Below are 395 nucleotides of genomic sequence, written 5' to 3' on the forward strand. Positions count from 1 at the left end.
AAGGTTATTTGCACCTAAACGGAGCTTTTCGCAGCTTATCACGTCCTTCATCGCCTCTGAGAGCCTAGGCATCCACCATACGCCCTTTATTATTTACTTCAATTTTATACTTTTAGCTTACTCAGAAATCATTCATGTCGTAAGACTTTATATGATTTCTATTTTTGCTCATTGTTGTGGAATATATTTTTCCATCTTTCCAGTATGTCAAAGAACTGTTACTCTTACGAGTACTGACAGGTTAAAAGGAATCGAACCTTTTCCATGTTCCGAAAACCTGTGCTTCCTGCCTCCCGGCTGTCAGCTTATGGTAAAGGTTGAAGGTTTTGCCAGCAAGTGCAGATAATAACTGATCTCCAGAAAGGAGGTGTTCCAGCCGCACCTTCCGGTACGGC

1 rRNA gene is annotated in these 395 nt (G+C 41.8%); it reads right to left on the reverse strand.

Features of this window, described 5'->3' with window-relative positions:
- Nucleotides 1-99 (reverse strand): 23S ribosomal RNA (locus WS34_RS15200); the annotation flags it as partial.
- Between the last annotated feature and the right edge of the window lie 296 nt (nt 100-395).

The organism is Odoribacter sp. N15.MGS-14 (assembly GCF_000980245.1).
Classification (GTDB): Bacteria; Bacteroidota; Bacteroidia; order Bacteroidales; family Marinifilaceae; genus Odoribacter; species Odoribacter splanchnicus.